This is a genomic window from Bordetella genomosp. 10 (assembly GCF_002261225.1).
Taxonomy (GTDB): domain Bacteria; phylum Pseudomonadota; class Gammaproteobacteria; order Burkholderiales; family Burkholderiaceae_B; genus Bordetella_C.
In genome coordinates, this window is sequence record NZ_NEVM01000005.1 from 1,136,817 (window position 1) to 1,159,256 (window position 22,440).

22 protein-coding genes are annotated in these 22,440 nt (G+C 68.4%); 13 read left to right on the forward strand and 9 right to left on the reverse strand.

Features of this window, described 5'->3' with window-relative positions; genetic code table 11:
* Positions 1–16: 16 nt before the first annotated feature.
* The gene (locus CAL29_RS21280) at positions 17–640 is read right to left on the reverse strand and encodes an antibiotic biosynthesis monooxygenase (RefSeq protein WP_256977653.1); all 624 of its coding nucleotides are present in this window, start codon (positions 638–640) and stop codon (positions 17–19) included.
* A gap of 322 nt (positions 641–962) precedes the next feature.
* Between CAL29_RS21280 and CAL29_RS21285 the strand changes: the two genes are divergently transcribed.
* A complete protein-coding gene (locus tag CAL29_RS21285) occupies positions 963–1,514 on the forward strand; it encodes an NADPH-dependent FMN reductase (RefSeq protein ID WP_094854998.1) in 552 nt (183 codons plus the stop codon).
* Between the two features lie 28 nt (positions 1,515–1,542).
* On the opposite strand, the gene CAL29_RS21290 is transcribed toward CAL29_RS21285, so the two are convergent.
* Entirely contained in the window at positions 1,543–1,761 is a 219-nt protein-coding gene (locus CAL29_RS21290) for a dodecin (RefSeq protein WP_094854999.1), read from the reverse strand.
* On the opposite strand from CAL29_RS21290, the gene CAL29_RS31665 reads away from it, so the two are divergent.
* The gene (locus tag CAL29_RS31665) at positions 1,760–1,924 is read left to right on the forward strand and encodes a hypothetical protein (RefSeq protein WP_179284130.1); all 165 of its coding nucleotides are present in this window, start codon (positions 1,760–1,762) and stop codon (positions 1,922–1,924) included. The genes CAL29_RS21290 and CAL29_RS31665 overlap by 2 nt on opposite strands.
* Before the next feature lie 98 nt (positions 1,925–2,022).
* Complete coding sequence (locus CAL29_RS21295) at positions 2,023–2,547, forward strand: DUF6496 domain-containing protein (protein ID WP_094855000.1); 525 nt, start codon at positions 2,023–2,025, stop codon at positions 2,545–2,547.
* Positions 2,548–2,572: 25 nt separating this feature from the next.
* On the opposite strand, the gene CAL29_RS21300 is transcribed toward CAL29_RS21295, so the two are convergent.
* Positions 2,573–4,051 (reverse strand): MFS transporter, encoded by a 1,479-nt coding sequence (locus CAL29_RS21300; protein ID WP_094855001.1) that lies wholly within the window; start codon positions 4,049–4,051, stop codon positions 2,573–2,575.
* A gap of 257 nt (positions 4,052–4,308) precedes the next feature.
* On the opposite strand from CAL29_RS21300, the gene CAL29_RS21305 reads away from it, so the two are divergent.
* The 7 genes from CAL29_RS21305 to CAL29_RS21340 all read left to right on the forward strand — a co-directional run bounded on the left by CAL29_RS21305 (position 4,309) and on the right by CAL29_RS21340 (position 15,201).
* Complete coding sequence (locus CAL29_RS21305; protein ID WP_256977654.1) at positions 4,309–5,925, forward strand: pyridoxal phosphate-dependent decarboxylase family protein; 1,617 nt, start codon at positions 4,309–4,311, stop codon at positions 5,923–5,925.
* Positions 5,922–7,196 (forward strand): ATP-grasp domain-containing protein, encoded by a 1,275-nt coding sequence (locus CAL29_RS21310; protein ID WP_218831881.1) that lies wholly within the window; start codon positions 5,922–5,924, stop codon positions 7,194–7,196. The genes CAL29_RS21305 and CAL29_RS21310 overlap by 4 nt, the downstream gene beginning before the upstream one ends.
* Before the next feature lie 169 nt (positions 7,197–7,365).
* Positions 7,366–9,573, forward strand: coding sequence for an EAL domain-containing protein (locus CAL29_RS21315; protein ID WP_256977655.1), 2,208 nt, complete (start codon positions 7,366–7,368; stop codon positions 9,571–9,573).
* A 364-nt stretch (positions 9,574–9,937) separates the two neighbouring features.
* Positions 9,938–12,568 (forward strand): DNA mismatch repair protein MutS, encoded by a 2,631-nt coding sequence (gene mutS, locus CAL29_RS21325; RefSeq protein ID WP_444979151.1) that lies wholly within the window; start codon positions 9,938–9,940, stop codon positions 12,566–12,568.
* A gap of 23 nt (positions 12,569–12,591) precedes the next feature.
* Positions 12,592–13,773 carry a cupin domain-containing protein gene (locus tag CAL29_RS21330; protein WP_094855003.1) on the forward strand — a complete coding sequence of 394 codons (1,182 nt, stop codon included), beginning with the start codon at positions 12,592–12,594 and terminating at the stop codon, positions 13,771–13,773.
* Positions 13,774–14,145: 372 nt separating this feature from the next.
* A complete protein-coding gene (locus CAL29_RS31670; RefSeq protein ID WP_179284131.1) occupies positions 14,146–14,379 on the forward strand; it encodes an endopeptidase in 234 nt (77 codons plus the stop codon).
* A 390-nt stretch (positions 14,380–14,769) separates the two neighbouring features.
* Positions 14,770–15,201, forward strand: a complete 432-nt coding sequence (locus tag CAL29_RS21340; RefSeq protein WP_094855005.1) for a carboxymuconolactone decarboxylase family protein — start codon at positions 14,770–14,772, stop codon at positions 15,199–15,201.
* A 187-nt stretch (positions 15,202–15,388) separates the two neighbouring features.
* Here the strand turns inward: CAL29_RS21340 and bamC are convergent, their stop codons facing one another.
* The 4 genes from bamC to CAL29_RS21360 form a co-directional block, all read right to left on the reverse strand.
* Positions 15,389–16,537 (reverse strand): outer membrane protein assembly factor BamC, encoded by a 1,149-nt coding sequence (gene bamC / locus CAL29_RS21345; protein WP_094855006.1) that lies wholly within the window; start codon positions 16,535–16,537, stop codon positions 15,389–15,391.
* A 19-nt stretch (positions 16,538–16,556) separates the two neighbouring features.
* Entirely contained in the window at positions 16,557–17,462 is a 906-nt protein-coding gene (gene dapA / locus CAL29_RS21350) for a 4-hydroxy-tetrahydrodipicolinate synthase (protein WP_094855007.1), read from the reverse strand.
* A gap of 148 nt (positions 17,463–17,610) precedes the next feature.
* Entirely contained in the window at positions 17,611–18,258 is a 648-nt protein-coding gene (locus tag CAL29_RS21355; protein ID WP_094855008.1) for a site-2 protease family protein, read from the reverse strand.
* 3 nt (positions 18,259–18,261) lie between these two features.
* Positions 18,262–18,888 carry an L-threonylcarbamoyladenylate synthase gene (locus CAL29_RS21360; protein WP_094855009.1) on the reverse strand — a complete coding sequence of 209 codons (627 nt, stop codon included), beginning with the start codon at positions 18,886–18,888 and terminating at the stop codon, positions 18,262–18,264.
* A gap of 63 nt (positions 18,889–18,951) precedes the next feature.
* Between CAL29_RS21360 and ypfJ the strand changes: the two genes are divergently transcribed.
* The gene (gene ypfJ, locus CAL29_RS21365) at positions 18,952–19,812 is read left to right on the forward strand and encodes a KPN_02809 family neutral zinc metallopeptidase (RefSeq protein WP_094855010.1); all 861 of its coding nucleotides are present in this window, start codon (positions 18,952–18,954) and stop codon (positions 19,810–19,812) included.
* An 84-nt stretch (positions 19,813–19,896) separates the two neighbouring features.
* Here ypfJ and CAL29_RS21370 read toward each other — a convergent pair whose 3' ends face one another.
* Entirely contained in the window at positions 19,897–20,175 is a 279-nt protein-coding gene (locus tag CAL29_RS21370) for a hypothetical protein (RefSeq protein WP_094855011.1), read from the reverse strand.
* 264 nt (positions 20,176–20,439) lie between these two features.
* On the opposite strand from CAL29_RS21370, the gene CAL29_RS21375 reads away from it, so the two are divergent.
* Entirely contained in the window at positions 20,440–20,682 is a 243-nt protein-coding gene (locus CAL29_RS21375; protein WP_094855012.1) for a hypothetical protein, read from the forward strand.
* Positions 20,683–20,717: 35 nt separating this feature from the next.
* Here CAL29_RS21375 and CAL29_RS21380 read toward each other — a convergent pair whose 3' ends face one another.
* Positions 20,718–20,963, reverse strand: coding sequence for a hypothetical protein (locus CAL29_RS21380; RefSeq protein WP_094855013.1), 246 nt, complete (start codon positions 20,961–20,963; stop codon positions 20,718–20,720).
* Positions 20,964–21,312: 349 nt separating this feature from the next.
* Here CAL29_RS21380 and CAL29_RS21385 point away from each other — a divergent pair, with 349 nt between their 5' ends.
* On the forward strand, positions 21,313–22,413 hold the full coding sequence (locus CAL29_RS21385) for a DUF748 domain-containing protein (protein WP_179284132.1): 1,101 nt from the start codon (positions 21,313–21,315) through the stop codon (positions 22,411–22,413).
* Positions 22,414–22,440: the final 27 nt, after the last annotated feature.

Below are 22,440 nucleotides of genomic sequence, written 5' to 3' on the forward strand. Positions count from 1 at the left end.
GGTCCGGGCCGGCGGATCAGCCGCCGCGCACGCGCACGTCGTCGCCGCGCAGGCGCAACAGACCGCCCAGCATCCGCAGCGCCGCGGGCGCGGGCGGCCGCGGCACGCCGGGATGCAGCCAGTCATGCAGCACGCGCGTCGCCAGCGGGATCAGCACGTAGGACAGCACGGGCGTCATCAGGGAACACGTCAGCAGCACGCGCCAGAAGGTGGGCATGGCCGACAGCGGCTCCTTGAAGACCAGGCTGAAGGCCAGCAAGGCCGGGAAGTACACGACCCAGATGCTGAAGGCCTGCTTCCAGCGCGGCGGCGCGCTTTTCTGCGGCCCGAACCAGCTATCCATGCCGGTGGCGCGGTGGACCTTGCTGGCGCGCACCAGTTGCGCGCCGCGCTCCAGCCACATGCGGCGCGGCAGCGAGCGCTCGTAGCGGTCCAGGCTGGCCGCGTCGTGGAAACGCAGCACGATCTGGTACTGGTCGCCGCCCTCCGGGGGCTGCAACACCCCCGAGCCCAGGAAGCCGGGAAAACCGGCGGCCAGGATCTCCCCCTGGCGCAGCCAGGCGAGGAAATCGCTGTAGCGTTCGGGGGCGATGTGGCGGGTGACCAGCATGGTCACGGGCGGATTGGCGGGGGTGGACATGACAGCTCCTGCTACGACTGAATCTTGGGGATAACCCTGAATCAGCTAAAGCAAAGTTCGTGCCAGCATTGCATCGCAACAAACGCCGGGCGCCGGGTGAAAGTGCCGGCGTCCTGGACATTGCATTGCACCGCAACATGCCTCGGCGCGGTGAGGATTCGGGATCGATGCACCCGTTCGGTGCATCCCCGTTGTCCCAAGGCATCGGAGATCCGGCCCATCGCGCCACGCAGCACGCCGCTTGCTCCGCCCGCGTCATTGCCCGGCAACGATCGCCTCTCTACACTGGTTGCCGGTCTTTCCCTACGATGAGGAGCGTTCCATGAATTACGACATCGCCGTTCTGGTGGGCAGCCTGCGCAAGGGCTCCATCAATCTTCAACTGGCCAAGGCGCTGGAAAAGCTGGCGCCGGAGAACGTCACCTTCAAGTACGCCAGCCTGGCCGACATCCCGCTTTTCAACCAGGACGACGAAAACGATATGCCCGCCGCCGCCGCGGCGCTGAAGGCGTTGATCGCGGGCGCGCACGGCGCCCTCTTCGTCACACCGGAACACAACCGCTCCGTCCCGGCCGCGCTGAAGAACGCCATCGACTGGGGCACCCGCCCGTGGGGGCAGAACAACTGGAACAACAAACCCGTCGGCATCGTGGGCACCTCGCCCAGCGCCGCCGGCACCGCGATGGCCCAGCAGCACCTGCGCAATATCCTGGCGGCCGAAGGCGCGCCCGCGCTCACCACGCCGGAAGTCTTCCTGCAGATGAAGGAAGGCCTGATCGACGCGCAACACGACATCACCAACGCCGACACCAAGGCCTTCCTGCAAGGCTGGATGGACCGCTACGTCGCCTGGGTCGCCAAGTTCGCGTCCTGACGGGGCGTCTTCCAGCTTCTTGCAGCTTTTACTCGCCGGGCTCCTCGATCCGCATTCCCAGCTTCAGGCAGACCTGCCAGTGCGCGACCTTGCCGTTTTCGACGTGGCCGCGCACGGAGGTCACTTCGAACCATTCGACATTGCGCAGCGTCCGCGATGCGCGTTCGATCGCCCGCTGCACGGCGTCGTCGCTGGATGTGGTCGACGAGCCGACCAGTTCGACCTGTTTGTAGACATGATTGGCCATGAGCTTTCTCCTGTTCCGCGGGGCGGCGGTCACGCTGCCGGCACGCGCCGGCCCGGTCGCGCCGCAAGCGGCGTGCTCAGCCCTTGGCGGGCGGCGGCGTGCCGGCGTGCGTTGCCGCCTCATCCACGTCATCCACGGCACAACGCTTGCTGAAATGGCGTAACCGCGCTGCAGCAGGCTTTCCGACGGCGTGGCCATTCCAGAACGCGCCGCCGCATCGGCATTCCGAACCGCGCGGCCATCTTTCAGGAGGTATTCATCATGCCGGAGAGCAAAACCGTCGCTCGCGCCGCCCGCGACAAGAAGCAGGGCAAGTCCGCTTCCACCCAGGCCGGCGAATTCGTCAAGGAACAGATCCATCACGTGCGGGAAGGCAAGCACGGCGTCCGTTCGGCCAAGCAGGCCGTCGCCATCGGGCTGTCGGAGGCGCGCCGGGCGGGCGTGAAGGTCCCGACCAAGTCGACCGCTTCCGCCGCCACGAAGAAAAAGGCGCACCAGGACGAAGCCCATGCCAAGGAAACGAAGTCCGGCGCGGCGCGCAAGTCGACCCGCCGCGCCACCGCCACCACGCGCGCCCTGAAGCGCGAAAGCGGCGCGGGCGCGTCGAAGCGGGCGCTGTCGGCCCAGGGCCGGTCGGCCGCCTCCAAGCGGACCGCCGCCGACCGCTCCGCCGCCGCCCGCAAGGCGGCCGCCACCAAGGGCGCCGCCGGCCGTTCCGCGGCCGCCAAGAAGGCCGCGCGCACCCGCGCGGCCAATAAGAGCTCGCACGCCGCGAGCCACCGCTAGCGCCGGAGGGCTGCTCCCGGGGCCGTCAGGCCGCCTTCGGCTTGTTGTGCCCGCTGATCGCCGCCCCCGCGTCCGCCCGCAGGCGGAAGCTGTCGACGATCGCCAGCAAGGCCAGCACCGCCGACGCCGCCAGGGCCAGGCGAAACGCCTGCGGCCCGGGCGCGGCCCCCGCCACGCCGGTCGCCCATTCGGCGGCCCGCAGCGCAATCGCGCCGAAGGCGATGCCCATGCCCGCGTTCAACTGCTGGCAGGCGCTGAACAGGGTGGTCGCGCCCGTCATCGCGTCGCGCGGCACGTCGGCGAAACCCAGGGTATTCAGCGCCGTGAACTGCATCGAGCGGCACATCCCGCAGAAGAACAGCAGCGCGCAGGCCAGCCAGTACGGCGTATCGGCGCCCAGCATCGCGCAGCCGGCGAAGCCCAGCGCCACCAGCAGGCCGTTGACCACCAGCACGCGCCGGAAGCCGAAGCTGCGCATCACCCAGCCGGTGCCCGGTTTCATGGCCAGGTTGCCCGCGAACAGCGCCAGCATCAGGCTGCCCGCCTGCACCGGCGTCGCGCCGAAGCCGACCTGGAACATCAGCGGCAGCAGGAAGGGCGCGCTGCCGATGGCGATGCGGAACAGCGACCCGCCGTACACCGTCACCGCGAAGGTCGGATAACGCATGGCCGTCAGGTCCACCAGGGGATGCGGCGCCCGCCGCAAATGGCGCACCGCCAGCGACAAGGCCAGCACGGCCAGCGCCAGCAGCCCCGCGACGGCCGGCAGGCTCACCGTCAGCTCGCCGCACAAGTCCATGGCGTACATGAAGACGCTGCATCCCACGCCGGTCAGGATGAAACCCCACGTGTCGAAAGGCCGGCGGCCGCCCGCCTCGCCATGCACCAGGCGCTGCGTCAGCAGCATGCCCACCAGGCCCAGGGGCACGTTGAGGAAGAAAATCCAGTGCCAGCCCATATAGGTGGTGATCACCCCGCCCACCAGCGGCCCGATCACGGGCGCCGCCAGCCCCGGCCAGGTGATGATGGCGATCGCCCGCACCAGTTCGCTCTTGGGCGTCGCCCGCAACACGGCCAGGCGGCCGACCGGCACCATCATGGCGCCGCCCAGCCCCTGCAACACCCGCGCCGCGGTGAACTGCGCCAGGCTCTGCGACAGGCCGCACAGGATCGACGCGAACGTGAACAAGGCCACCGCGCCGCCGAACACCTTGCGCGAACCGTAGCGGTCGGCCACCCAGCCGCTGATGGGAATGAACACGGCCAGCGCCAGCAGGTAGGCGCTCATGCCGACGGACATGTCGGCCGGCCGCACGCCGAAGGAACGCGCCATTTCCGGGAGGGCGGTGGTGATGATGGTGGAATCCAGCATCTCCATGAAGAACGCGCCGGCCACCAGCCAGGCCACGCCCTTGCCGCCGGCGGGATCCCCGGCGCCGGGGGACGGCCCCGCCGGGCCGCTGTCCCGGGATTTGCCTTGCGGATCGGTCGCCTGTGCTGCCATTGCTGCTGCCTCTCGATGGTCGGGTCCATGGCCGGCGCATGGCCAGGACAACGCGGATAAAACCCGGACGATTGTAGGTAACTTCGGCGGCCGCGGACGCCGTCCCGGACGAAAACCCGTCCAAAAGCCCAAAATGGCCGGCAAGTGGGCCGCTGATCCGCTGTGCCCGGCGCGGCGGGCGATGGCAACATGCCCCTGACTCCGCTATCGGCCACACCGCCCCGCCGCGGGCGGGGCTTCCCTGGCCCGAAGATATCTTGCAATCGCCCCTGCCCCCCTCCGCCGTCCCCGCCGAGCCCCAGGCTTCCCTGGATCCCGCCGACTGGTCCGCCCTGCGCGCGCAAGGGCACCGCATGCTCGACGACATGTTCGACTACCTGAGCACGCTGCGCGAACGGCCCGTCTGGCAACCCGCCCCGCCGGCCGTGCGGGCCGGCTTCGGCACGCCGCTGCCGCGCCGGCCGACCGACCTGGCCGATGCCCACGACCGCTTCATGACGGAAATCCTGCCGTACGCGGTGGGCAACGCGCATCCCGGCTTCATGGGCTGGGTGCACGGCGGCGGCAGCGCCGTGGGCATGCTGGCCGAGACCCTGGCCGCCGGGCTGAACGCCAACCTGGGCGGACGCAACCAGATCCCCATCGAAGTGGAACGCCAGATCGCGCGCTGGATGGCCGAGCTGTTCGGCCTGCCCGCGAGCGCCAGCGGCCTGTTCGTCACCGGCACCTCCATGGCCAACCTGATCGGCGTGCTCGTGGCCCGCACCGCGGCGCTGGGCCGCGCCGTGCGCCAGGCCGGCGTGGCGGCGCAATCCGACCGGCTGGTCGCCTATACGTCCGTCTGCGCCCATGGCTGCATCGCCCAGGCCATGGACATCGCCGGGCTGGGCATTGAAAACCTGCGCAAGATCCCGGTGGACGACCGCTTCCGCATGGACCCGGCCGCATTGCAGGCCGCCATCGACGCGGACCGCCGCGCCGGCCTGCGGCCCTTCCTGGTCGCCGGCACGGCCGGCACCGTGGACACCGGCGCGGTCGACCCGCTGGCGGCGCTGGCCGATATCGCCGCCCGCGAGCGGCTCTGGTTCCACGTCGACGGCGCCTTCGGCGCGCTGGCCATGCTGGCGCCCGCGCTGGCGCCCCTGCTGAGCGGCATCGAGCGGGCCGACTCCATCGCCTTCGATTTCCACAAGTGGGGCCAGGTGCCCTATGACGCCGGTTTCATCCTGGTCCGCGACGGCGCCGCGCAGCAGGCGGCTTTCGCGGCCAGCGCCACCTACCTGAGCCGGGACGACCGCGGCCTGGCGGCGAACTCGCCCTGGCCCTGCGATCTCGGACCGGACTTGTCGCGCGGCTTCCGCGCCTTGAAGACCTGGTTCACGCTGACGGTCTACGGCGCCGATCGCCTGGGCGCGGTCATCGCCCATACCTGCGAGGTGGCGCAAGGCCTGGCGCGCCGCATTCAGGCCGAACCGCGCCTGGAGCTGCTGGCGCCGGTGGCCTTGAATATCGTCTGCTTCCGCTACCGCGCCGAAGACGCGGCGGCGGCCGACCGCCTGAATGCGGCCATCGTGCTGGAACTGCAGGAATCCGGCGTGGCCGCGCCCTCCACCACCCGCATCGGCGGCGCCCTGGCCATCCGGGCGGCCATCGTCAATCACCGCAGCACCCATGCGGACGCCGGCCGCCTGTTCGACGCGGTGCTGTCCATCGGCGCGCAATTGACCGGGCAAGCGCCGCTGCCGCCCGGGCGCGACGACGCCGAGGCCGCGCCCTCGCCCGCCCGCCGCGCCGCCGAGTCCCCCGATCACGCCGACGCCGCCCCGCCTTCCCGCGCGGACCGCGCCACCTCCGAACCGCACGTCCTGCCATGACCCACGCAACGACCCAGCCGACGACGCAATCCCCGGCCGGCGCATCGCCCTCCGCCCCCTATCCCGAACTCATCGGCAAGGCGCGCCTGATCACGCTCGCTTTCCGGAAGGGCGATCTCGACGGCCTGCGCCGGCAACTGCTGGCGCGCGCGCAGCAGGACGCGAACGACGCCAATGCCGCGCTGGACCTGTCCATGGTCCTGCTACTGCTCGGCCAGCGCGACACCGCCCTGGCCTTGCAACGGCACGCGGTGCAGACGCAACCGCTGTACCACATGCCGGCCGCCCGCCAGCCCGCCGCGCTGCGCCTGCTGGCCCTGGTCGCTTGCGGAGACTTCCTCGCCAACACGCCGCTGGAATTCCTGGTCGCCGATTCCGATATCGCGCTGGACATCCTCTACGTGGGCGAAGGCATCCCCGCGCCGCGGCAATTACCCGAACACGACGCGCTGATCGTCGCCGTCGGCGAATCGAGCGCCAACCGGCCGCTACTCGAAGCGCTGCAAGCGCCGGTCGCCCAATGGCATCGTCCGGTGCTGAACCGGCCCGAGCACGTGCTCAAGACCTCCCGCGACGGCCTGGGCGCGGCGCTGGATGGCGCCGCGGGCATCATCGTGCCGCATATCCGGCGTGTCGCGCGCGCCGATCTCGACGCCCTGGCCAGCGGCCGAACCCGGCCGGCCGACCTGCTGCCCGGCGTGGACTATCCCGTGCTGGTGCGCCCGCTGGACTCGCACGCCGGCCACGGCCTGGAAAAGATCGACCGGCCCGCCGACCTGGCCGCCTACCTCGCCGCGCACGATGCGGCCGGCGACGCTCAGACCGCGGCGTTCTATCTTTCGCAGTTCGTCGACTACCGCAGCGCCGACGGCCTTTTCCGCAAATACCGCGTCGTCATGGTGGCGGGCCGACCCTTCCTGGGCCACCTGGGCATCTCGCCGCGCTGGATGGTGCACTACCTGAACGCGGACATGCTGGAGAACGCCGCCAACCGCGCCGAGGAAGGCGCACAGATGCTGGGTTTCGACAGCGGCTTCGGCGCCCGCCACGCCGCCGCCTTCGCGGAAATCCATCGCCGCGTCGGCCTCGATTATTTCGTCATGGACTGCGCGGAAACCCCGGACGGCCGGCTGCTGGTCTTCGAAGGCGACACCTGCGGCATCGTCCACGCCATGGATCCCGAAGACCTCTTTCCCTACAAGGCCCCCTACATGCGCCGCATCTTCGCGGCGTTCCAGGACATGCTGCGGGAAAAAGCGGCCGCGACGTAAACGCCTTGCAAGCATGCATGATTGCCGCCTGGCGGAGGTAAGATGCATCCCGGAGGAATCGACAGCAGCTCACCGAATCGGGCTTCCATAATCCATCGGCTCAGGAAGCACGCCGCGACATAGCATTTCGGGAGACATAATCAGAATGTGGCCACGCTTGCAATCTGCCTTGGAACGACTCGGCAAGACGCCGTACTTCATCGCGCTGCAACGTGGGCTGATTCTCTCCCTGCCGCTGATTCTTCTCGGTGCGATCGCATCGCTCGTCAAGAATCTGCCGTCGCGCTTCCTGCGCCAGCAATTAAGCCAGCTTTCCGCTTTCGACATCCCGCATATCTGCGATCACGTCATCGCGGCCACGCAGAACATCGCGTCGCTCGTCGTGCTGATGGGTTTTTCCATCGCGCTGACCCATCTGCACAACGACCAGCCCGGACGGCGCCACGTCAACCCGGCCACGACGGCCACGACCGTATTCGCCTGTTTCTTCATTACTGCGCTTTCCGACGACAGCCCCGCCTCGCTGACCATGCTGGCGCTCGACAAAGGACTGCTCACCGCCCTGATCGTGGCCACCCTCGGCGGCAGCCTCTTCCTGCGGCTGGCGGCAGTGGATCGCCTGCGCGGCTCCGTAAGGGCATTGGACAACGATCCGCTGGTCGGGGATGTCGTCGCGGTCCTCCCGGCGGGCGTCGCCACGATCCTCGTCTTTGCCGTCGCCAAGGTGGCGTTCGAACGGCTCGTGCCGCACGGCATGTTCGATGCCATGCTTGCGGCGACCTTGCAGGGACACTCCGGCGCCGACGACAACATTTTCGTCGCCCTGGCTTACCTCGTCGCATCGCAAATCCTGTGGTTCTTCGGCATGCACGGTCCAAACCTGCTGTACGAGGTCCAGGCCCGTGTCTTCGATCCGGCGTCGGCCATCAACATCGCCGACGTCATGGCGGGCAACGAGCCTCGTGAACTGTTCACGAGCCTGTTCTTCCACTTCTTCACCCGGATGGGCGGATCCGGCAGCACGCTTTGCCTGATCGCCGCCTTGCGGCTTGCCAGCAACCAGCTTCGCAACCGCCGCATCGCGCTGCTGGGGTTGTTGCCGGCCGTCTTCAACATCAACGAACCACTGCTTTTCGGCCTGCCGGTGGTGCTCAATCCCAGCTACGCCGTGCCGTTCGTGACGGTGCCCGTGGTCCAGGCGCTTATCGCCTACGGCGCCCTCGCCGCCGGCTGGATGCCCGGCACGGGGGTCGACATCAACTGGACGATGCCCGTGCTTTTCAGCGGCTACGCCGTGACCGGCTCCTGGGCGGGCGTGATCGTCCAGATCGTGAGCCTGGCCGTCGGGACGGCGATCTACATACCCTTCGTGCGAGCCGCCGATCGCCTGTCCCTGACGGGCGCCCGCGACCTGATCGACAGGCTCCAGGAGATGGCGGACTCGGAGGAGTCGGCCCGGCCCCAGAAGAAGCTGCCGCCCCTGAATGGCCTGCCGAGCCGGATGGCGCTGGCCCTGGCCAATGACCTTGGGCATGCCTTGCGGACAAGGGAGCAGCTATTCCTCGAATACCAGCCGCAGGTCGAGGCGGCCACGGGCAAGGTCACCGGCGTCGAAGCGCTGCTGCGTTGGCGGCATCCCCTTTACGGCAGTATCGCGCCTTCCCTGACGGTGGCGCTCGCCGAGGACCTGGACGCCATCGGCGAACTGGACCTGCGCATCATGACGCTGGCCTGCGAGCAGCGAGCGGCGTGGCGCGGCAAGGTGGCCGAGGATTTCGTCATGTCGGTCAACATAACGCCCAGCCACCTGCTGGAAGCGGCATTCGCGGATCAGGTCTGCGCCATCCTGGACGCGACGGGCTTGCCGCCGCGGATGCTGAAACTGGAAATCACGGAAGGCACGGCCCTGGGCACGGCGATGCACGCCATCGACGGCCTGAACCGCCTGCGCGCGGCCGGCGTGCGGATCGCGCTCGACGACTTCGGCATGGGGCAGACCTCGCTCAACTATCTGCGACAGCTTCCCCTGGATACGGTCAAGCTGGACCGCTCCCTGGCGACCGTCGGCAACGGCGCGGTCAACAGCCACATCGTGGACAGCCTCGTCAAGCTGAGTCATACGCTAGGCGTGCTCATGATCGTGGAAGGCGTGGAAGAACAGATCCAGTTGGAGCAACTCATCGCCTTGGGTTGCACGCACTTCCAGGGCTACTACTTCTCCAGGCCATTGGCCGGCGAACACTGCCTGGCCTTCATACAGGCCCGCCAGCATGCATTGCCCACGGCGCCCTTGATCGCCGCGGACGGGACCGGAAAAAAACCGGTGTCCCTGCCGGTCGCGGACACGCATGGCGACGCTCCCGTTTGCGCGGATTGACGCAGTCGTCTATACGCGCGTTGAGCATATAATGCGTTGCATCATATTTGCCGCCCATCCCGTGCCCCCTGCTGCATGGTGTCTTATGCTTCCTCCGCGGAAACTCGATAGTCCCGCACCGGCCGCCATCAGGAAAGCGCGCGACGCCGCGGGGCTGACCCAGACCAAGGCGGCGCTTACGGTTCAAGCCTCATTGCGGACCTGGCAGCAGTGGGAAGCCGGCGATCGCAGAATGCCCCCCGGACTTTTCGAGCTATTCATGCTGAAGACCGGGCAATGGCCGCTAGCAGGCAACGACACGAACTAGCCACCGCCAGGACAGGGCCCAAGAATCGAACGACGGAATTCCAAGCACTTGATTTTCATGGACAAAACAGACCTATCCACGCACACGCCGATGATGCAGCAATATCTTCGCCTCAAAGCCGAGGCGGGTCCCTTGCTGCTGTTCTACCGGATGGGCGATTTCTATGAAATGTTCTATGACGATGCCGAGCGCGGCGCGCGGCTGCTGAACCTGACGCTGACCAAGCGCGGCAGCTCCGCCGGGCAGCCGATTCCGATGGCGGGCGTGCCGGTGCATGCCATGGAGCAATACCTGGCCCGCCTCGTCGCCCTGGGCGAGTCGATCGCCATCTGCGAACAGATCGGCGATCCGGCCGCCAGCAAGGGGCCGGTGGAGCGGCGCATCGTGCGCATCGTCACGCCCGGCACGCTGACCGACGAGGCCCTGCTGCCGGCCAAGGCGGACCGTTCGCTGGCCGCCGTGCACGTCAGCGGCGGCCGCACGCCCCGCGCCGGCATCGCCTGGCTGAACCTGGCCAGCGGCGAGTTCCACGTGACCGAGTGCGCGCCGGCGCAGATCGAGTCCGAGCTGCACCGCATCGCGCCGGCCGAAGTCATCTACGCCGACTGCGCCGAATTCGATTTCAGCTTCGACGGCGCCCGCACCCGCGTGCCCGACTGGCATTTCGAAAGCGACGGCGCGCGCCAGCACCTGCTGGCCCACTTCCGCACCGACAACCTGGCCGGCTTCGACGTCGAGGACATGCCGGCCGCCATCTGCGCCGCCGGCGCGCTGCTGCGCTACGCCGCGCGCACGCAGTCGCAGGGGCTGTCCCATATCCAGAGCCTGAGCGCGCAGCGCCTGGGCGAGTTCGTCCTGCTCGACCCGGTCACGCGGCGCAATCTGGAATTGACCCAGACGCTGTCGGGCGAAGAAGCGCCCACGCTGTTTTCCGTGCTGGACGGCTGCCGCACGCCCATGGGCAGCCGCCTGCTGCGGCGCTGGCTGCATCATCCGCTGCGCGAGAACGCGCCGGTGCTGGCGCGCCAGACGGCGATCGCCGAGATGCTGGCCGACCGCATGGACGACGGCGCCGGCTATGCCGCGGCCACGCCGCTGGAAACCCTGCGCGACGCGCTGCACCGCTATCCCGACCTCGAACGGGTCTCGACGCGCGTGGCCTTGCGCTCGGTGCGCCCGCGCGAGCTGGCCAGCCTGCGCGACGCCCTGGCGGCCCTGCCCGCGCTGCGCGACGCCGTGCAGCCGCTGACGCGCTCGCCGCGCCTGGCCGAACTGGCGGCGCGGCTGGACCTCGATCCCGCCATCGCCCATCTGCTGCGGGAGGCCATCGCCGAGGAACCGGCGGCGGCCGTGCGCGACGGCGGCGTCATCGCGGCCGGCTACGACGGCGACCTCGACGAACTGCGTGCCCTGGCCACCGACGGCGGCGACTTCCTGATCCAGTTGGAGGCCCGCGAGCGCGAGCGCAGCGGCATCGCCAACCTGCGCGTGGAGTTCAATCGCGTGCACGGCTTCTACATCGAGGTCAGCCGCGGCCAGGCCGACAAGGTGCCGGAAGACTACCGCCGCCGCCAGACGCTGAAGAACGTCGAACGCTACATCACGCCCGAACTGAAGACCTGGGAAGACCGCGTCCTGTCGGCGCAAGACCGCTCGCTGGCGCGCGAGAAATGGCTGTACGAACAACTCCTGGACGCGCTGGCCGTCCACGTGCGCGCCCTGTCCGAATGCGCCGGCGCGCTGGCCGAACTCGACTGCCTGGCCTCGCTCGCCGACCACGCACGCCGCCATGCCTGGTGCGCGCCGGAACTGGCCGACGACGCGGACATCGACATCGAGGCGGGCCGCCACCCGGTGGTGGAGCGCGCCATCGAACGCTTCACGCCCAATAGCTGCCGCCTGGACGCGACGCGCCGCATGCTGCTGATCACCGGCCCCAACATGGGCGGCAAGTCGACCTACATGCGCCAGATCGCGCTCATCGTCCTGCTCGCCCGCACCGGCAGCTACGTGCCCGCCACGCGCGCGCGCATCGGCCGCATCGACCGCATCTTCACCCGCATCGGCGCCGCCGACGACCTGGCGGGCGGCCGCTCCACCTTCATGATGGAGATGACTGAGGCCGCCGCCATCCTCGCCGCCAGCACGCCCGCCAGCCTGGTCCTGATGGACGAGATCGGCCGCGGCACCTCGACCTACGACGGCCTGGCCCTGGCCTGGGCCATCGCGCTGCGCCTGCTCACGCACAATCGCGCGTTGACGCTGTTCGCCACCCACTATTTCGAGATCACCCGGCTGCCGGCCGAACAGCCGACGGCGGCCAATGTCCACCTGGCGGCGGCCGAGTCCGCCAACGGCATCGTCTTCCTGCACGAAGTGCGCGAAGGCCCTGCCAGCCGCAGCTACGGGATCCAGGTCGCGCAGCGCGCCGGCGTGCCGCCCGCGGTCATCCGCCAGGCCACGCGCGAACTCGAGCGCCTGGAAGCGCAAGGCGCGCCAACGCCCCAGTTGGGCCTGTTCGCCGCCGCCGCGCAGGCCGACGCCGCGGCGTCCGCCCAGGCCGAGGCGGCGGCCGATCAGGAAGCGCTGGCCGCGCTGCGCGACGAACTGGCCGCCATCGATCCCGACAGCCTGACGCCGCGCGAAGCGTTGGACGCCCTTTATCGCCTGAAGGCCGCCGTGCGCTGAGGCGCGGCAGACCCCGGACCGCCATGAATCCCGATACGCCCTTGCAACTTCTCGGCGGACGCACGCCCGCCGATTTCATGCGCCGCTATTGGCAGCGCAAGCCGCTGCTGATCCGCCAGGCCATTCCGGCCTTCCAGCCCCCGCTCACCATCGCCGGCATCAAGCGCCTGGCGCGCAACGACGACGTCGAGGCGCGCCTGATCTGGCGCGAGAACGGCGCATGGCAGATGGAACAAGGCCCCTTCGCCCGCCTGCCCAAGGCCGGCGAGCCGGGCTGGACGCTGCTGGTGCAAGGCGTGGACCTGCACGACGACGCCGCGGCGGCGCTGATGCAGCAGTTCCGCTTCATCCCCGACGCGCGCCTGGACGACCTCATGATCAGCATCGCCACCGACGGCGGCGGCGTGGGTCCGCATTTCGACAGCTACGACGTGTTCCTGCTGCAGGCCGTCGGCCAGCGCGACTGGCGCATCGGCCGCCAGCGCGATCTCAGCCTGGCGCCCGGCCTGCCGCTGAAGATCCTGCGCGACTTCCGGCCCGAGGAAAACCACGTCCTGTCGCCGGGCGACATGCTCTATCTGCCGCCGCAGGTGGCGCACGACGGCATCGCGGTGGGCGATTGCATGACGATCTCCATCGGCTTTCGCTCGCCGAGCCAGGCGGTGCTTGCCCGCGGCATGCTGGAAGCGGCGGCCGAACAGGTGATGGCGCGCGCCGGCCAGCCCGCGGGCCCTTATGCCGAACCGCCGCTGCCCGGCCCCGACCTCAAGGGCGTCTACCGCGACCCGGGCCAGCCCGCCGTCGCCCAGCCCGCGGCGCTGCCGGAAGCGCTGGTCGACGCCGCGCTGGCCGCGGTCGGCAAGCTGCGCTTCGACCAGGCGCTGGCGACCCGCTTCCTGGGCTGCTGGCTGACCGAACCGGCGGCCAGCGCCGTCTTCGACGGCTTGCCGCCGGAGGACGTCGACCTCGCCGCCGCATGGCCCGGACAGGGCCGGCTGGTGCTGGACCGGCGCAGCCGCATGCTCTACCGCCAGCGCCAGCTTTTCATCAACGGCGAAGTCGCGCCGGTCGCGCCCTCGGCGCTGATGCGCCGCCTGGCCGACGAGCGCGCGATCGCATGCGCCGGCGCGCGCCCCAGCGAGGCGGAGCAGGACGCGCTGGCGCAGTGGCTGGACGACGGGTGGCTGCGCTACGTGGAAGATTGACGGGCGGATGGCGGGCCGCGGCGTGCGTATGAGGCGGCCCCTCGGGCTTATGCAGCCACACTCGTGCGTATGAGGCTGCCCTCGGGCGTCGTATGCGGCCGCCTTTCTCGATCACGCCCAGACGATGCGGCGCATCGCAAGCGGTGTAGGTTTCCAGACGCCACAAAGTCCCGCCGTCCCGGGGCGCGGCGTCACATCAGGAAAAACACGACACACTACCGCAAGGCCTTTTTCCTTTGGGACGAGGAAGCTTTAATTTTCCTACTCAATCGTTCGGTCCTTTCCTTTAGCCTGAGACGGTTGTTTCTCGTGGCGCTGGCTCGCGGCGCGGGAAATCTCGCAGAACCGATTCACTTAAAAGGAGAACCGCTCATGATGAGTAAAACCCTGATCCTCGCTTCCATCCTCGCCGTCTCGCTGACGGCGTGCAACAAGAAGGAGGATGCGGCGCCGGCGGGTGGTTCGGCTCCCTCCACCACGGCCCCCTCCTCCACCGCGCCTTCCACGACCGCCCCGACGACCACGCCGCCGGCCACCGACGGCACGACGGCCCCGGCCCCGTCGACGGGCGGCACCACCGACAGCACCACGACCGCGCCGAAGTAATCCCGCGATCGCAGATTCCCCCCGGCCAGGGGAGGCCCACCCCCTACCGCGCTACGCGCGGCCCCCTCAAGGGGACGGCGTTGGCGGACCGGAAGGATGGGCCCACCCCCTACCGCGCTGCGCGCGGCCCCCTCAAGGGGGCGGCGTTGGCGGACCGGCAAAGCCGGCTCCGCTACGCCCTGGATAAGTACCGAGGCTTGCGCCCGGCCTTTTTTTCCGCCGGGCCGCCCCAAGGCGAAAACGCCCCCTCGGGGGTATCTCGGACATGGCCTAGTCCATCAAGCAAATCTTGCCTCTTTTCGGTACGGCATGAATTCCCTAGAGTGATGGCATCGAGGAACCGCGCGATGCCGTGAAAGGCGTCCCCTCGCTTTGCCTAGGAGCCAATTCATGAGTACCCTGCGTTTCGCCTACAACACCCTGTCCCCCGAGGCCTACGCCGGCTTCATCGCCACCAAGAAAGCCCTTTCCAGGAGCAGCCTGGGCAAGCAGCTCGTCGACCTGGTCTACCTGCGGCTCTCGCAGATCAACGGCTGCGCCTTCTGCCTGGAAATGCACTCGGCGGCGTTGCGCGCCGACGGCATGCCGCCGGCCAAGCTCGACAGCGTCGCGGGCTGGCGCGTCAGCGGGCACTTCGACGAGCGCGAGCGCGCGGCCCTGGCCTGGACGGAATCGCTGGCGGACGTCGCCCGCACGCATGCTTGCGACAAGGATTTCGCGCCGCTCAAGGCGCATTTCAGCGACGCGGAAATCTCCGACCTGAGTTTCGCCGTCGCCTTGATGAGCGCCTTCAACCGCCTGGCGATCGGCGCACGCCAGTAATCGGCAACCCCGATACCTGGTCCCAGGAATGGCGCCAGGAACGCGCCATTGACGCCGGCAATCGGGATACAGCGCGATTAGCGCCGCCGGTAGCGCAACTACGCCCTCATGCAAAACGGGCCGCCCCTGTCGCCAGGAGGCGGCCCGCTTATTGGGCGTCACCCTTACAGGGACGGCGCCACGCCGTCTACATCTTGTCCCGCAACACGCCCAGCAGACGTTGCGCCGTCGGCGAGTTGTCACGCTGACCGTTGGTGTCGAGCACCGTGATCTGCGTGGTGTCGCCCTGGCCGGACAGGTGGACGCGGTATTGCGGCGCCTGCGCCTTCTTGTCGCTGCTGGAGAACAGGCGGCTGAAGAAGCCGGGCTGTTCGTTCTGGATACCGGTGTCGGTGTCGAAGTAGCGGACGAAGTAGTCGCCGGCCGAACGGTCGCGGTCGTCCACCGTGAAACCGCCCGAATCCAGCGCCACGCCGACACGGCGCCACGTGCGGTCGAACGACTCGTTGACGTTGAGCAAGGCGCCGTCGGCGCGGATGTCCTGCACCTGCGGACGCTGCGGCGCCTGTTCGGCGCTGGCCACCAGCGTCTTGGCCCGGTCCGTATCGGTGCCGAGGAAGACCATCATGCGCGCCAGCATGGCGGCGTTCAGGCCCGGGTCTTCCTTGCCGAAGGTCCACTGGAGGTTGGTGGAATCGACGTTGGGGTTGCCCAGCACCTTCTCCACCATGTGCTGGTGGCTGATGTAGATCTCGGTGTGGCCGTTGACGCGCTCGATCCGGGTGCGGAATTTCTCGCGCTCGCCGCTATCGTAGGCTTGCTCGATCAGCATGCCCAGGGCCTGCCGCAGCCAGCTTTCCGGAATCTTGGCGCGGTTCTCCGCCCAATTGGTTTCGATCAGGCCGGCGGCCGGATTGTTGGTCTCGATGGTGAAGCCGTTGTTGGTCCAGAAGTCGACGATCCTCGGGAACACCTGGTCCGGCGGCGCGTCGATCACCAGCCAGCGCAGGTCGCCGTCACGCTCGACGTGCATGTCCGAGCGTTGCGGCAGCACGCCGCTGGTGACCGCGTTGTTGGTCTTGCTTTCCGCGGCCTGCGCCTGCGATTGCGCCTGGTATTGCGAGAAAGTGGTCGACCCCGTGGCCGGCGTGCGGTAACGCGGATCGTTGGCGGCCTGGGTAAGATCGGGCGGGATGCTCAGCGGGTCGACGTGCTGGGTGCTGGCGCTCTTGTAATCGATGGATTCTTCTTTGCCCAGGAACTGATTGACTTCGCTGCAACCGGCCAGCAAGGCCAGGGTAATCAATGCCGACAAGCCGGCATAGCGCTTATTCATACGTATCCTCATAAATCCTTTAGAGCAGGCCAGCGTCCTGGAGCGCGGCCTGTACCGTCGCGTGGTGCTGGTCGCCAAGTTCAACCAGCGGCAGGCGATAGCCCAGGGGCATGCGCCCCATTTTCGCCATCGCCCACTTCACGGGAATTGGGTTTGCCTCGACGAAGAGCGCCTTGTTGAGACGCGCAAGACGGGCGTTGAGTTCACGCACCTTGGCCACGTCCATGGCCAGGGCCGCTGCACAGAGATCGCGCATCAGGCGCGGCGCGACGTTGGCCGTCACCGAGATGTTGCCGCGCGCGCCCAGCAGCATGAGCGCCGCCGCGGTGGGATCGTCGCCGCTGAAGACCTGGAAGCTGGCCGGCGCTTCGCGCAGCAGCAACGCGCCGCGGCCGATGTCGCCGGTGGCGTCCTTGATGCCGACGATGCCGGGCACCTGGGCCAGGCGCAGCACGGTCTCGTTGCTCATGTCGGCCACGGTGCGGCCCGGCACGTTGTACAGCACGGTCGGCAGGTCGACCGCCTCGGCGATCGCGCGGAAGTGGCGGTACAGCCCTTCCTGGCTGGGCTTGTTGTAGTAGGGAACGACGGACAGGCCGGCCTGCGCGCCCACCGACTTCGCGTGGCGCGCCAGGTGGATGGCTTCGTCCGTGGAGTTGGCGCCCACCCCGGCGATGACGGGGATGCGGCCCGCCGCGTGCTCCACCGCCACGCGGATCAGCTCGGCATGCTCGTCCATCGACACGGTCGGCGATTCGCCGGTGGTGCCGACGACGACCAATGCATCGGTGCCTTCGGCCACGTGCCAGTCGATCAGGTTGCGGTAGCTGGCGTAGTCCAGCGTGCCGTCCGGATGCATGGGAGTGACCAGGGCCACCATGCTGCCCTGAAAAGTTACGCCAGCGGCGTTTGCCGAGGATGCCATCGTGGAGGGGCTCCAGGGCCGGGACGGGATTGTCCGCGGCCATAATCCGTAAAACCCGGGAGTTTACCGGATACCGGCAAAATTCCTAGCAAGCAGGCGCCAATCATGGAGAAAGCTGCCGATTTCAGGGCCGCCCGGAGGAAATTTCTTACAGGAACCAGCTAACGATGGCCCCGCCCAGCGCCAGGAAGGGGTGCATGAAATAGCTGAGCGACCCACTGAACAGCAGGAGCAGCACGATCAGCGTGCCATAGGGCTCGATGCGCGAATACTGCCAGGCCAGCTTGTGGGGCAGCAGGCTGAAGACGATGCGCCCGCCGTCCAGCGGCAGCACCGGCAGCAGGTTCAGGGCCATCAGCACCAGGTTGACCATCACCCCCGCGGAGGCCATCTTCAGCCAGAACCCGTCCAGGCCGCCCGCCTCCGAGAGCAGGCGCAGGACGATGGCCCACAGGATGGCCATCAGCAGATTGGCGCCCGGCCCCGCCGCCGCCACCCACAGCATGTCCTTCTTGGGACGGCGCAGGCGTGCGAAATCCACCGGCACCGGCTTGGCCCAGCCGAACAACAGGCCCGGGCTGCCCAGCAGCTTGGAAGCCAGCAGGATCAGCAAGGGGACCAGCAAGGTCCCCACGGGATCGATATGGCGGGCCGGGTTCAGGCTGATCCGCCCCATCTGCCAGGCGGTCGGGTCGCCCAGGGCGCGCGCCGCGTAGCCGTGCGCCGCTTCGTGCAGCGTGATGGCGAAAATGACAGGGATCGCGTAGATGGCGATCGACCGGATGAGATCGTCCATGGATCAGCCGATTCCCAGCAAGGCGGGATCGCCGCGGCCCCGGCGCAGCACCTGGGGTTCGGGGCCGGTCAGGTCGATGACCGTGGTCGATTCCTTGGGACAGGCGCCGCTGTCGATCACCGCCGCCAGTTCGTGCTCATAGCGTTCGCGGATGACCTCGCCGTCGTTCAGCGCTTCGGTCTCGCCCTCGGGGATCAGGGTGGTCGACAGCAGGGGCTCGCCCACCAGCTCCAGCAACCCCAGCGTGACGGGGTGTTCGGGAATCCGGATGCCTATGGTCTTGCGCGACGGATGGGACACCCGCCGCGGCACTTCGCGCGTGGCTTCCAGGATGAAGGTGTAGGGGCCGGGCGTGGCCGCTTTCAGCAGGCGGTACTGCCGGTTGTCGACCCTGGCGAAATGGCCGATCTGGGCCAGATCGCGGCAGATCAGCGTAAGATGATGCCGCTCGTCCAGCCCGCGCAAGCGGCGCAGGCCATCGGCGGCGGCCTTGTCGTCCAGCCGCGCGATGACCGCGTAGCTCGAATCGGTGGGAACGGCGGCCAGCCCGCCGTCGCGCAAAAGTTGCGCGGCCTGCTTCAACAGGCGAGGCTGGGGGTTCGCGGGGTGTACGGAGAAAAATTGCGCCATGCGATTATCCTAACATTCCGTATTACGGCATTCGCGCGTGCACATGCCTGAAGGAGAAGATTTATGCGCCTGGACGATTCGCGCGAAAGCGACAACGTGGAAGACCGCCGCGGCTCCGGCCCCATGATAGGCGGACGCGGCACCATCGGCATAGGAACCATCGTGCTGGCCCTGGTGGCCGTGTACTTCGGCGTCGACCCCCGCATCATCCTGGAACTGGCGGGCGGCGGCGGCGCCCCGACCCAGCAACAGCAGGCCCCGGCGCACGCGCCGCCGGCCGACGACAGCCGGGCGCGCTTCGTCGCCAAGGTGCTCGGTGAAACCGAGGATACCTGGACGCAGTTGTTCAAGCAGTTCGGCAATATGCCCTACACCGATCCCAAACTGGTGCTGTACACCGGCGCCACGCCTACCGCCTGCGGCACCGGCCAGGCGGCCATGGGGCCCTTCTACTGCCCGGGCGACAGCAAGGTCTACCTGGACATGTCGTTCTTCGATGAGATGAAGCAGCGCTTCCAGGCCCCCGGCGATTTCGCCCAGGCCTACGTCATCGCGCATGAAGTCGGCCACCACGTCCAGCACCTGCTCGGTATTTCCGACCGGGTCGACCAGTTGCGCCGGCAGAATCCCTCCCAGGCCAACGCGCTGTCGGTGCGGCTGGAACTGCAGGCGGATTGCTTCGCCGGCCTCTGGGCCAAGCATGCCGACTCCGCCCGCCACATCCTGGAACAGGGCGACGTCGAAGAGGCCTTGAACGCCGCCAGCGCCATCGGCGACGACAGGCTGCAGAAGCGCAGCCAGGGCTATGTGGTGCCGGATGCGTTCACCCACGGCACCTCGGCGCAACGCGTGCGCTGGTTCAAGCGCGGGCTGGACACGGGCGATATCAAGCAGTGCGACACCTTCGGGGCCAGCCAGCTATAGGCTTGCCGCCCATGGGTTTGCCGCTATAGGCTTGCCGGCGCGGCGAGTCTGCCGGCACGGCGGCGGCGCTGCACGCCACAGGGCTCAGCGCGCCGGGAAACCCGTCAAGGCATCGACGATTTCGCGGCCGTGCGAGACGGCCGCGTGCACGGCTTCGGCCGGGCTGTAGACGAAGCCGCCGTCGACGAAGCAGGGAATGGGATACGTATCGGCGTCCTCGTGCTGCAAGGAGGCGGGCACGACCTCCACGACCGCTGTGAAGACGGGCCCGGAGGGCTTCTCGATATGGCCGGTGCTTTGCAAACCTCGCGCGACCTTGGCGGTCAGGCGAAAACCTTTGTAGATCGAATGATTCTGGTGCACTACAAACCCCTCTCGTTTTGAAGGAGCATAGCCGCGTGTCGTGACAATACGCGGAATATTTTGTAACCCTAGAATTACTAAAGGTTAAGTCGGAATAACCCGCAGGCCCCGATAGGGGTTCGGTAAAAACAGGGGCGGATCCTGGCCGCTATGGAACCCTAGTCAGGCATGATAAATGCTAATCCTGTTCATAAAAACAGGGTACGGAGCAGGAACACCCACGGTGGCGTTGTTCCACTGCCACGGCCCGCACGGAGGACACACATGCTGACTCAGGAACAACTCAAGGTGCTCAAGGCCATCCACGCCGGCGGGCCGGTGGCGGCCAACCCGCATACGGACCTGCTGCTGGAACGGGGACTGCTGGCGCGCCAGCCCGGCATGCCGGGGCTGGCGGTGACGCCGGCGGGCAGGCGCGCCCTGGGCCTGGGCGAGGCGTTCGGGGATTCCATCCTCGACGCCCTGCTGCCCGGCGAAGGCGCCAGCCAGGCGGTGAAACCGCACTGAACGGGCGGCGCGAGCGGCTTTTACGCCAGCGGTTTTTATTTCAAGGCCGCGGCGATCTGCTCGCGCATGCCCTCGAAGCCCGCGAGATATTCCGGGCTTTCCGAGCGGGCCGTCAGGCTGGCGTGGTTTTGCGCCAGGCGCGCCTCGATGGCCTCGCTCAATCCAGGCGTGCCGCGCGCGACGTGCAGCGTGCACAGCAATGCGCTGGCAAGCGCGCTGATCTGCCCGCCTTGATGGGCAATGGTCTGCGCGACCAGGGCCAGTTTTTCATCGGTATCCATGATTTCCTCGCTTGTCTGTACGGATGCCGGCGGGGACGGTAAGCCTCCGATAGCGCGCAAGGCGGGGGCACCCCCCGGCAAGCGCCCCGGGACTGGCCGCGAGGCCGGCGAAGCCCGCGCATCCTAACATGGCGCCCTCGCCTGTCCGCTGCCCGTGCGCCCGTGCGCCCGGGCAACCGGGCCCGCAGGCCGCGGGCCCGACGTCCGCCGCGAGGCGGATTGCGGCTTCCGGCGGGTTGGCGGCGCGCGGCCGCCGTGCCAAGCTGTGAGCGTGTGAGCGGCGGGCGCGGGAACGGCATGTCCTTGAACCGCACGCCCTTGCACGGCATGCACCCGGATGAGAGAACCTATGACCAAGCCCGTCAAGATCGTCCTGCTCGCTCTCGTGCTCGTCATCGCGCTGGTGGCGGCCGGCGCAGGGTTGGCGACCCATATGGTCGTGGGGCGCATCAACGCCGTCCTGGGCGACGAGGGCCACGCCGAGCGCATCCACGTCGGCCTCGCCGAAATCGTGCTGGAGAACGTCGAGGTGGGCGCGCCGCCGGATTGGCCGGCCCGCCAGACGCTGCGCGCCGCCCGCGTGGTGGTCGTGCCCCATTGGCGCTCGCTGCTGTCCGATGAAATTTCGCTGGAACGCATTACCGTCAGCGACTACTACCTGACCATCCTGCGGCCGCGCAACGGCGCCATCCGCTACATGCCGACCCTGCGCGAGCACCATGGCGGACAAACCGCCGGCGACGACAAGGACGGGGGTGACGGCCCGCGCCGCCGGCATCCGGTCAACATCGAAAAACTGGAATTGCGTGGCGGCCACCTGGATTTCTACGACGCCACCGTCGCCACGCCGCCCTACCGGGTGCCGCTGGACGGCGTGGATGCCGACATCGGGCCCATCCGCCAGCCCGCCGCGGACGTGCGCACGCAGTTGCACGCGGAAGGCCAGATGGTGGGCAAGAACCGCCGCGGCAAAATGGAACTGGAGGGCTGGGTCGCCCTGCCCAGCCACGATGCCGATATCCAGACCCGCCTGCGCAGCGTCGACGTGGCCCTGGTCGCGCCCTATCTGCAGCGCCGTTCCCCGGCCGGGCTGGCCGGCGGCCGGACGGACCTGGACATGCGCACGCAGGTCGAGAAGGAACAACTGCACGCGCAGGGCCGCATCACGCTCGCCGACCTCCAGTTCAGCGAGGGCAACGCGCCACTGCTCGCGCTGCCGCGCAAGGCGGTGCTGGCCGCGATGGAGAATCACAAGGGCCAGATCAGCTTCGACTTCTCGGTCAGCGGCAATCTGCACGATCCCAAGTTCTCGATGGACGAGAGCCTGGCGACGCGCATCACCGCCGGCTTCGCCAAGGCCCTGGGCGTCAGCGTGGAAGGCGTGGCCGGCGGCGTCGGGGACGCGGTAAAGGGCTTGGGAGATGCGCTGGACAATCTGCTGGGCAAATAGGCGCCGCGCGGGGAGGCGGCACAAGCC

What these genes read in the sequence shown, in the direction of transcription:
- CAL29_RS21280 (WP_256977653.1), bottom strand. Translation starts at nt 640, where the DNA reads ATGTCCACCCCCGCCAATCCGCCCGTGACCATGCTGGTCACCCGCCAC.
- CAL29_RS21285 (WP_094854998.1), top strand. Translation starts at nt 963, where the DNA reads ATGAATTACGACATCGCCGTTCTGGTGGGCAGCCTGCGCAAGGGCTCC.
- CAL29_RS31665 (WP_179284130.1), top strand. Translation starts at nt 1,760, where the DNA reads ATGAGCTTTCTCCTGTTCCGCGGGGCGGCGGTCACGCTGCCGGCACGC.
- CAL29_RS21290 (WP_094854999.1), bottom strand. Translation starts at nt 1,761, where the DNA reads ATGGCCAATCATGTCTACAAACAGGTCGAACTGGTCGGCTCGTCGACC.
- CAL29_RS21295 (WP_094855000.1), top strand. Translation starts at nt 2,023, where the DNA reads ATGCCGGAGAGCAAAACCGTCGCTCGCGCCGCCCGCGACAAGAAGCAG.
- CAL29_RS21300 (WP_094855001.1), bottom strand. Translation starts at nt 4,051, where the DNA reads ATGGCAGCACAGGCGACCGATCCGCAAGGCAAATCCCGGGACAGCGGC.
- CAL29_RS21310 (WP_218831881.1), top strand. Translation starts at nt 5,922, where the DNA reads ATGACCCACGCAACGACCCAGCCGACGACGCAATCCCCGGCCGGCGCA.
- mutS (WP_444979151.1), top strand. Translation starts at nt 9,938, where the DNA reads ATGGACAAAACAGACCTATCCACGCACACGCCGATGATGCAGCAATAT.
- CAL29_RS21330 (WP_094855003.1), top strand. Translation starts at nt 12,592, where the DNA reads ATGAATCCCGATACGCCCTTGCAACTTCTCGGCGGACGCACGCCCGCC.
- CAL29_RS31670 (WP_179284131.1), top strand. Translation starts at nt 14,146, where the DNA reads ATGATGAGTAAAACCCTGATCCTCGCTTCCATCCTCGCCGTCTCGCTG.
- CAL29_RS21340 (WP_094855005.1), top strand. Translation starts at nt 14,770, where the DNA reads ATGAGTACCCTGCGTTTCGCCTACAACACCCTGTCCCCCGAGGCCTAC.
- bamC (WP_094855006.1), bottom strand. Translation starts at nt 16,537, where the DNA reads ATGAATAAGCGCTATGCCGGCTTGTCGGCATTGATTACCCTGGCCTTG.
- dapA (WP_094855007.1), bottom strand. Translation starts at nt 17,462, where the DNA reads ATGGCATCCTCGGCAAACGCCGCTGGCGTAACTTTTCAGGGCAGCATG.
- CAL29_RS21355 (WP_094855008.1), bottom strand. Translation starts at nt 18,258, where the DNA reads ATGGACGATCTCATCCGGTCGATCGCCATCTACGCGATCCCTGTCATT.
- CAL29_RS21360 (WP_094855009.1), bottom strand. Translation starts at nt 18,888, where the DNA reads ATGGCGCAATTTTTCTCCGTACACCCCGCGAACCCCCAGCCTCGCCTG.
- ypfJ (WP_094855010.1), top strand. Translation starts at nt 18,952, where the DNA reads ATGCGCCTGGACGATTCGCGCGAAAGCGACAACGTGGAAGACCGCCGC.
- CAL29_RS21375 (WP_094855012.1), top strand. Translation starts at nt 20,440, where the DNA reads ATGCTGACTCAGGAACAACTCAAGGTGCTCAAGGCCATCCACGCCGGC.
- CAL29_RS21380 (WP_094855013.1), bottom strand. Translation starts at nt 20,963, where the DNA reads ATGGATACCGATGAAAAACTGGCCCTGGTCGCGCAGACCATTGCCCAT.
- CAL29_RS21385 (WP_179284132.1), top strand. Translation starts at nt 21,313, where the DNA reads ATGACCAAGCCCGTCAAGATCGTCCTGCTCGCTCTCGTGCTCGTCATC.